Annotated in this window: 7 protein-coding genes; 4 read left to right on the forward strand and 3 right to left on the reverse strand. The window is 75.1% G+C overall.

Going from position 1 to position 7,772, the window contains the following annotated elements:
• Positions 1 to 84: 84 nt before the first annotated feature.
• Positions 85 to 1,107: a LacI family DNA-binding transcriptional regulator gene (locus AC13HU_RS26380; RefSeq protein ID WP_483044449.1), complete on the reverse strand. Its 1,023-nt coding sequence runs from the start codon at positions 1,105 to 1,107 to the stop codon at positions 85 to 87.
• 387 nt (positions 1,108 to 1,494) lie between these two features.
• Here AC13HU_RS26380 and AC13HU_RS26385 point away from each other — a divergent pair, with 387 nt between their 5' ends.
• The 3 genes from AC13HU_RS26385 to AC13HU_RS26395 all read left to right on the forward strand — a co-directional run bounded on the left by AC13HU_RS26385 (position 1,495) and on the right by AC13HU_RS26395 (position 4,960).
• Complete coding sequence (locus AC13HU_RS26385; protein ID WP_483044450.1) at positions 1,495 to 2,241, forward strand: pyridoxine/pyridoxamine 5'-phosphate oxidase; 747 nt, start codon at positions 1,495 to 1,497, stop codon at positions 2,239 to 2,241.
• A 224-nt stretch (positions 2,242 to 2,465) separates the two neighbouring features.
• A complete protein-coding gene (locus AC13HU_RS26390; RefSeq protein ID WP_483044451.1) occupies positions 2,466 to 3,515 on the forward strand; it encodes an EamA family transporter in 1,050 nt (349 codons plus the stop codon).
• Positions 3,516 to 3,766: 251 nt separating this feature from the next.
• Entirely contained in the window at positions 3,767 to 4,960 is a 1,194-nt protein-coding gene (locus AC13HU_RS26395; RefSeq protein WP_483044452.1) for a DMT family transporter, read from the forward strand.
• On the opposite strand, the gene AC13HU_RS26400 is transcribed toward AC13HU_RS26395, so the two are convergent.
• Together AC13HU_RS26400 and AC13HU_RS26405 are read right to left on the reverse strand one after the other, a co-directional pair.
• Positions 4,949 to 5,593, reverse strand: a complete 645-nt coding sequence (locus tag AC13HU_RS26400) for an FMN-binding negative transcriptional regulator (RefSeq protein ID WP_483044453.1) — start codon at positions 5,591 to 5,593, stop codon at positions 4,949 to 4,951. The genes AC13HU_RS26395 and AC13HU_RS26400 overlap by 12 nt on opposite strands.
• The gene (locus AC13HU_RS26405; RefSeq protein ID WP_483044454.1) at positions 5,587 to 6,354 is read right to left on the reverse strand and encodes a pyridoxamine 5'-phosphate oxidase family protein; all 768 of its coding nucleotides are present in this window, start codon (positions 6,352 to 6,354) and stop codon (positions 5,587 to 5,589) included. The genes AC13HU_RS26400 and AC13HU_RS26405 overlap by 7 nt, the downstream gene beginning before the upstream one ends.
• A gap of 35 nt (positions 6,355 to 6,389) precedes the next feature.
• Between AC13HU_RS26405 and AC13HU_RS26410 the strand changes: the two genes are divergently transcribed.
• The gene (locus tag AC13HU_RS26410; RefSeq protein WP_483044455.1) at positions 6,390 to 7,721 is read left to right on the forward strand and encodes an aminotransferase class I/II-fold pyridoxal phosphate-dependent enzyme; all 1,332 of its coding nucleotides are present in this window, start codon (positions 6,390 to 6,392) and stop codon (positions 7,719 to 7,721) included.
• The last annotated feature ends 51 nt before the right edge of the window (positions 7,722 to 7,772 follow it).

Below are 7,772 nucleotides of genomic sequence, written 5' to 3' on the forward strand. Positions count from 1 at the left end.
ACGCGACCGGTGGCATGCCTGGGGTACCGACCCGCGGGCTTGTCGACGCGGGTGGTAGGGGCCGGCCCGGGCGACCGGCGCCCGCTACGCGCGGCTGGAGCCGCGGATCAGCAGCCGAGTCGGCACGATGTAGGAGTGGATGAGGTCCTTGGGCCTGCCGGGGTCGGCGTCCAGCAGGCTGCGCAGGGCCGCGACGGCGGCCTCGCCCAGAGCGCGCTGGTCCTGCGCGACCGTGGACAGCGCCGGCCGGACCAGCGAGGCGGCGTCGATGTCGTCGAAGCCGACCACGGCCAGGTCCCGCGGCACCGACAGCCCCGCGTCCGCCGCCGCGTGCATCGCGCCGATCGCCATCTGGTCGCCGGCCGCGAAGATCGCGGTCGGCGGCTCGGCGAGGGCGAGCAGACCACGGGCCGCCGCCTCGCCGCTGGCCAGGAAGAAGTCCCCCTCGGCCACGTAGTCGTCGGGCGCCGGCAGGCCCAGCCGCTCGCACGCCCGGCGGTAGCCGGTCAGCCGCTCGGCCGCCGGCGGCAGGTGCAGCGGCCCGGTGACGGTGGCGATCCTGCGATGCCCCAGCTCGTACAGGTGCTGGACGGCGGCCGCCGCGCCCGCCGCGTTGTCGGAGCTGACCTGGACCGTACGCGGCCCGGTGAACGCGGTGTCGATGCCCGCGCAGGGCACCGTGGAGGCGGCGAGCGCCCGCAGGCAGCGGTCGTCCGGGGGAGTGGTCAGCACGATGACGCCCTCCAGGTTGTGCCGCTGCACCGCCTGGAGATACGCACCGTCGGGCTCCTCGGCGCCCGCGGTGGTGAGCAGCATCAGGTGGTAGTCCGCCTCGGACAGGGCGGTGCGCACGGCACTGAGCAGGCCGAGCAGAAAGGGGTTGTGCAGGCCCTGTGCCTCCTGACCGCTGTCCCAGATCAGCCCGATCGTGTCCGACCGGCGCCGGACCAGGGTGCGGGCCGGTTCGTTGGGCGCGTACCCCAGTTCCAGGGCCAGTTGGCGTATCCGCGCGCGGGTGGCCTCGCTGACCTCGGCCCGGTCGTTGAGCGCCCGCGAGACGGTGGCGGTCGACACACCGCTGCGGCGGGCGAGTTCACGGATGTTCACGAGGTACCCGTTCTGCGCGAGTTGGACAGGAGGCAGGGGCGGCGAGGGGCCGGCGGTCGGGTCCGGGCGGGCCGGTCGGAGTGGCGCGCCGGGCGGATTTCTTTGCGTGCGCTGTGCGTTGTCGTGCTGACGTGCGGGAAAGCGCTCCCGCCAGGGTGGGGCACAACAATGCCCTGCGTACAGTCTTGACGATCTGTGAGCGTGGGGGACAGGCTTCCGGCCGATCGGAATCGTTTACGGCACCGAGGTCATCGGCGTGCGCGGCGGCGGACTCCGGGTGATCGCGCACCCTTTGCGCCGGGCCGTGGGCGGGGCAACCCGTCGGCGGCCCGGCGCTGGTGTGTGATGGACGCTGTCCGGTGGACGGCACGGCGGGAAGGAGGCGGGATGGAGGGGCGCGGTATGCAGGGGCGGATGGCGGGCGGTGGCGGCGACCACACCTCGGGCGGCGGTGCCGGGCGGCGCGACGACGAGGCGCTGCTCGCCCGCACCCGGGCCGCGCCCGTGCTCGCCGGGCCGCTGCCGCACCTCGACCCGGCGGCGGTGCCGGACACCCCCGGGCCGCTGTTCGCGCAGTGGCTGGACGCGGCGCTCGCCGGCGCGGTGCCGGAACCCCACGTCATGACGCTCAGTACGGCCGCCGCCGACGGCACGCCCAGCGCCCGCGTGCTGATCCTGCGCGGCATCGACACCGCCGACTGCGCCTACGACTTCGCGTCCGACTCCCGCAGCCGCAAGAGCCGTGACCTGGCCGTCAACCCGCGTGCCGCGCTGACCTGGTACTGGCCCGCGCAGGGCCGGCAGATCCGGATGGCCGGGCCGGTCACCGTGCTCGGCCCCGACGCCACCGCCCGCGACTTCCTCGGCCGCGGCGAGCACGCGCGCGCGGCCGCGTTCGCCGGCCCGATGAGCGCGCCGCTGTCCGGGCCGGCGGAGTACGACGAGGCGCTACGGGCCGCCCGCGACCTGGTCGCCGCCGAGCCGGACCGGGTGCCCGCCACGCACACGGTGTACCGACTGCGGGCGGACGAGGCGGAGTTCTGGCAGGCCGACCCGGAGCGCTTCCACGTACGGGTGCGGTACGAACGGCGGTCGGCGGGGGAAGGGTGGGCACGGACGCTGCTGTGGCCGTGACCGCGCGGGCCGTCGCGATCCCGCCCCGGGCGGTCGCCGTCGCTCCCCGGGCCGTAGCCATCCCGTGCCGGGCCGTCGTCGGTCTGGGCCGTCAGCCTCCGGGGCGTCAACGCCCGGACCAGCATGTTACGGATGATCGACTTCCGGATCGACGTGGCCCGACGAGGGCTGCCGCAGGCCGTGTTCGAGATGACGCTGCTGTCGGGGACTGCCATCATGTCCTGATGCGGTCAACTCAGGTGCGGAGCGGCGGGGTCGGGCTCGCACTGCTGTCCGCCGTGGCCTTCGGTGGTTCCGGGGTGGCGGCGAAGCCCCTCATCGAGGCCGGGTTCGAGCCGCTGCACGTGGTGTGGATGCGGGTGGCGGGGGCGGCGCTGGTGCTGCTGCCCGTCGCGGTGCGCCACCGCCGACTTCCGCTCCAGCGGCCCGGGTTGGTGATCGGCTTCGGGCTGCTCGGCATCGTGGGCGTCCAGGCGCTGTACTACCTGGCGATCTCCCGAATACCGGTCGGCGTGGCCATCCTCGTGGAGTATCTCGGCCCCGCGCTGCTGCTCGGCTGGGTGCGGTTCGTGCAGCGGCGGAAGGTACGGCGCGCCGCCGTGGTCGGCGTGGTCCTCGCGGTCGGCGGCATGTGCTTCGTGGTCCGGATCTGGTCCGGGCTCGCCTTCGCGCCGCTCGGCCTGCTCTGCTCTTTCGGCGCGGCCTGCTGCCAGGTCGCGTACTTCGTGCTGGCCGACCACGGCGCGCAGGACGGCGCGGCCGCCTCCCCGGACCTCGACCGCGCCGGCGACGGGCTCGTGGACGGTGTCGACGACGGGGGAGCGCCGGACCCGGTCGCGGTCATCGCGCACGCGCTGCTGATCGGCACCGCCTCGCTCACCCTGGTCGCGCGCCCGTGGGACATCGCCTGGACCTCCCTCGCCCACCAGGTGCCGCTCGGCGACGTGGACGTCCCCGGAATCCTGCTGGTCGGCTGGATCGTGCTCGTCTGCACCGTCGTGTCCTACCTGACCGGCGTGATGGCGGTGCGGCGGCTCAGCCCGCAGATCGCCGCGGTCGTCTCCTGCGTCGAGGCCGTCGTCGGCGCCGTGCTGGCCTGGTTCCTGCTCGGCGAGCACCTGGGCTCCCCGCAGTTGTTCGGTGGCGCCCTGGTGCTCGCCGGTGCGTTCGTGGCGCAGACGGCCCTGCCCACGGCAGTTACGGAGCCCACTCCGCCCGCGCCGCCGGCGGTCCCGGACCCGCGGGTCGAGCCGGACCTGGCACCCCGGCGGTAGCGCGGCCGGGGCCCGGGCCGGCCGCAGGTTCCGGTGAACCTTCCGGCCACGGCCACGGCCACGGCCACGGCCACGGCGCTAAGGTGGGGGCATGCACTCCACTGTTCTTCCGCCTCCTGTCGCCTGACGCGCGGGCGGCGCGGACCCGGTAACGGCTCGTCGAGGCGCCGGTAGGCGCCCTACGGCCATGTGTGCTGCCCGCAGACGGTGACGTTCGTTTCTCAACTCACCTTTCTGGCGGGAGACTTCCCTTGTCACGTTCGCAGGTTTCGGCTGCCCGGATCACGTCCGGGCAGGGGCTGTTGTATGTGGTGTGCGCGGCGACCGCGTGGGGCACGGCGGGTGCCGTCGCCGCGGTCCTCTACCGCGGGAGCGGCCTCGGTCCGCTCGCGCTGACCTTCTGGCGGGCCGCGGGTGGCTTCGTCCTGCTGCTGGCGGCCCGCAGGCTGCGCCCGGCCCCGGGTGCGGCCCCGGATTCGGCCGCGCGGGCCGCGGCGCGTGAGGCCGTGGTGCGTGAGGCCGCCGCAATCCCGGTCCCCACAGCACCGGTCCCCACCGCACCGGTCGCCAGCGAGCCCGTTGCCACGGGGCCCGGCGCCGTACGTCCCGGCACCGTCGCGCCCATCGCCAAGGACGCGGGCGCCGGGGCCGTACGACCGGTGACCGTACGATCCGCCGCCGCCGCGGTCCCGGTCCCGGTGGCGTCCCGGTGGGGGCGGTTCGTCCGGATCGCGGCCACCGGCACGGGGCTCACGCTCTTCCAGGTCGCGTACTTCTGCGCGGTGCGCTCGACCGGGCTCGCGGTGGCCACGGTGGTCACGCTCGGCTCGGGTCCGGTGCTGATCGCGCTGGTCGCCCGGGTGTCGATGGGCGAACGCATCGGCCGGGGCGGCGCGATCGCGGTGGCCGGGGCGCTCGCCGGGCTCGCCGTCCTGGTGCTCGGCGGCGGTGGCACGCAGGTGCGGCCGGCCGGGGTGGCCCTGGCGGTGGTGTCGGCGGCCGGATATGCCGGGATCACGCTGCTGACCCGGTGGTACGGCAGCCGCGGGGCGGCCGGCGACCCGCTGACCACCTCGCTGTGGTCGTTCGGGATCTGCACGGTCGTACTGCTGCCGGCCGCCTGGTCGGAGGGGCTGCTGCCGCACGCCGAACACCTGGGCCGCACGCTCGCGTTGCTCGGCTATCTCGCCTCCGTGCCGACCGCACTCGCGTACGCGCTGTACTTCGCGGGCGCGGCCGTGCTGCGCGCGGCGACGGTCTCGGTAGTGGCGCTGATCGAGCCGGTCTCGGCGGCCGTCCTGGCGGTCACCCTGCTCGGCGAGCGCCTCACCGCGGCCACGCTGGCCGGGACGCTGGTGCTGCTGGTGGCGGTCGGGGTGCTGGCCTGGGAGGAGACGAGGCAGCAGCCCGCCGGGTCCGCCCCGGCAGCGCCGTCAGCCGGCTGACAGGCGGCGGAGCTGGTGGGCTCGCGCGGCCGCGTCGCCGGGTGCGGCGCGGTCGGCGAGCAGGCCGGTGACGCGGCGCTGCACCTCCTTGGGCTTGTTGCCGCCGTACTTGAACTTGGCCCGCACCTGCGTGACGTCGATCCGCACCCCGCGGATGCCGGCGAGCATGCGGCCGAACGGCTCGTGGCCGGGTGCGACCGGCGCGGTGCCGCCGTCGGGCTGGAAGTGGGCAACCTGGCGCCCGAGCAGATCGGCCTTGGCCTGCGGGTCGTCCAGGATGTGGGCGACGCCCAGGAGTTGGACCGCGGCGTAGAAGCTGGTCGGGGTGCCGTACTCGGAAGGGGCACCGGGTGCGGCGTGCCAGGGGCCGGGGACGAAGGTGTAGTCGTCCACGACGCTGAGGGTGACCTGGGGCGCGGCCTCCAGCGCGTGCCACAGCGGGTTGGGCCGGGCCAGGTGCAGCAGCACCTCGCCATGGGCGCCGGGCGCCGGGTCGTAGACGAAGTGGGCGGGCTGGACGAAAGGCGGCTCGCCGTCGAGGCCGTTCACCGCGAGCTGGCCGAAGTCGCGTGCGGCCAGCCACTCCTGCCACTCGGTGTCGTCGGTGGCCGCGTCCCAGGGGTGGATCAGCATGCGCCGGGGTCCTTTCGGTCGGCGCCGCGCGGGCCGGCGGGCGCGAGGTAGTCGGGCAGGGGCGTGGACGGGTCCTGGTAGCCGGCCGGCACCGGGGCGGCGTAGGCGGGCGCCACTGGGACCACGCCGGCCCAGTACGGCAGTTCGAGGTCCTCCGGCTCGTCGTTGGGCCCGCCGGTGCGGATCTTCGCCGACACCTCGCGCAGGTCGAGCCGGATCACGGCGGTCGCGGCCAACTCCTTCGCGTTGGCGCGGCGGGAGTCGTCGGCCCGGCCCGGCACGGCCTGCGTCACGATCGCGTCCAGTGCCAGGGCCCGCTCCTGCGGGTCGGTCACCTGGTGGGCGATGCCGTGCACCACCACCGAGCGGTAGTTGATCGAGTGGTGGAACGCCGACTTCGCCAGCACCAGCCCGTCGACGTGCGTCACGGTCAGGCACACCGCCAGCCCCGGTCCGCCGTGCGCGCCCCGCAGCGGCCGCGACCCCGTCGACCCGTGCACGTACAGCCGCTCGCCGCTGCGCGCATACAGCGTCGGCAGCACCACCGGGGCGCCGTCGCGGACGAAGCCGAGGTGGCAGAGGTAGCCTTCGTCGAGGATCGCGTGCACGACCGCGTGGTCGTACGAGGCCCGGTCCGCGGAACGGGTCGGGACGTTGCGGTTGGTGGTGGGGTACGGCGGCTCGGCGGGTTGCGACGGCTGCGCGGGCTGTTCGGGTTGCGGCGGTGGGGGCGCGTCGGGGGCAGTCGGCACGGTGGGCATGGCACGATCCTTTGAACTAGTGCATAATATTGTTTGTGCTAGGAGAGTACTCAATCACCGGGCGTGGCGCATCGACAATTGCCGCCGACATCGAACGCGCGGTCGGCGCGGGCGCGTTGCAGCCCGGCGCCGTCCTGCCGCCGTTGCGCGAACTCGCCCGCGACCTCGGGGTGAACCCCAACACGGTGGCCGCCGCCTACCGTTTGCTGCGTGACCGCGGGGTGATCGAGACGGCGGGCCGCCGCGGCAGCAGGGTGCGGGACCGCCCGGCCGTAGCGCCGCGCGCCACGATCCGGATCGACGTGCCGTCCGGCATCCGCGACCTGTCCACCGGCAACCCCGACCTCGCGCTGCTCCCGCCGCTGGCCGACGCTCTGGCCGACGCCGCCGCCCACCACGCCATCGCCCCCGCCCTGTACGGCGGCCCCGCCGTCGACGCCGACCTCGCCGACCTCGCCCGGGACGCCCTCGACGCCGACGGGGTGCCCGCCGGCCCGATCGGCCTCGCCTCCGGATCGCTCGACGCGATCGAACGAGTCCTCGCCGCCCACCTGCGCCCCGGCGACACCGTCGCCGTCGAGGACCCCGGCTGGGGCAGCGTGCTGGACCTGGTGCCGGCCATGGGGCTGCGCGCGGTGTCGGTCGCCGTCGACGACGAAGGACCGGTCGTCGCCGAGGTCGAACGCGCGCTGGCCGCGGGCGTACGCGCCCTGCTGGTCACCGACCGTGGCCAGAACCCCACCGGCGCCGCCCTGTCCGCGGCCCGCGCGACCGAACTGCGGGCCCTGCTCACCGCCCACCCGCAGGTCCTGGTGATCGACGACGACCATCTGCACGGCCTCGTGGACCTCCCTTTGCACTGCCTGTCCGGCGCCACCGACCACTGGGCGCTGGTCCGCTCCATCGCCAAGGCGTACGGCCCCGATCTCCGGTTGGCGGTCTTCACCGGCGACGAGGTCACCGTGGCCCGGGTGCGCGGCAGGCACTGGCTCGGCGCCGGCTGGGTCAGCCACCTGCTGCAACGGACGGTGGTGCACCTCTGGCAGCACCACGCCGTCGACACCGAGCGCACCGCCCGCTCCTACGCGGTGCGCCGCGAGGCCCTGCTCGGGGCGCTCGACGAGCGCGGGGTCGCCGCCCACGGCCGGTGCGGCCTCAACACCTGGGTGCCGGTCGCCGATGAGACCGGTGCGGTCGCCGGGCTGCTCCAGCACGGCTGGGCCACCGCGCCCGGCGCCCGCTTCCGGCTGAACTCCCCGCCCGGCATCCGGATCACCGTCTCCCCGCTCGGCCTCGCCGACATCGATCCGCTCGCCGATGCGGTCGCCGCGGTGCTCCGCTCCTCGGGCGCGAGCCGCTTCGGCTGAACCCACGGCCGGCACCCGCACCCCGTTGGGCCGGCGCGGGGCGAGGGGTGC

The sequence above is a fragment of the Streptomyces sp. NH27 genome, from assembly GCF_056859195.1.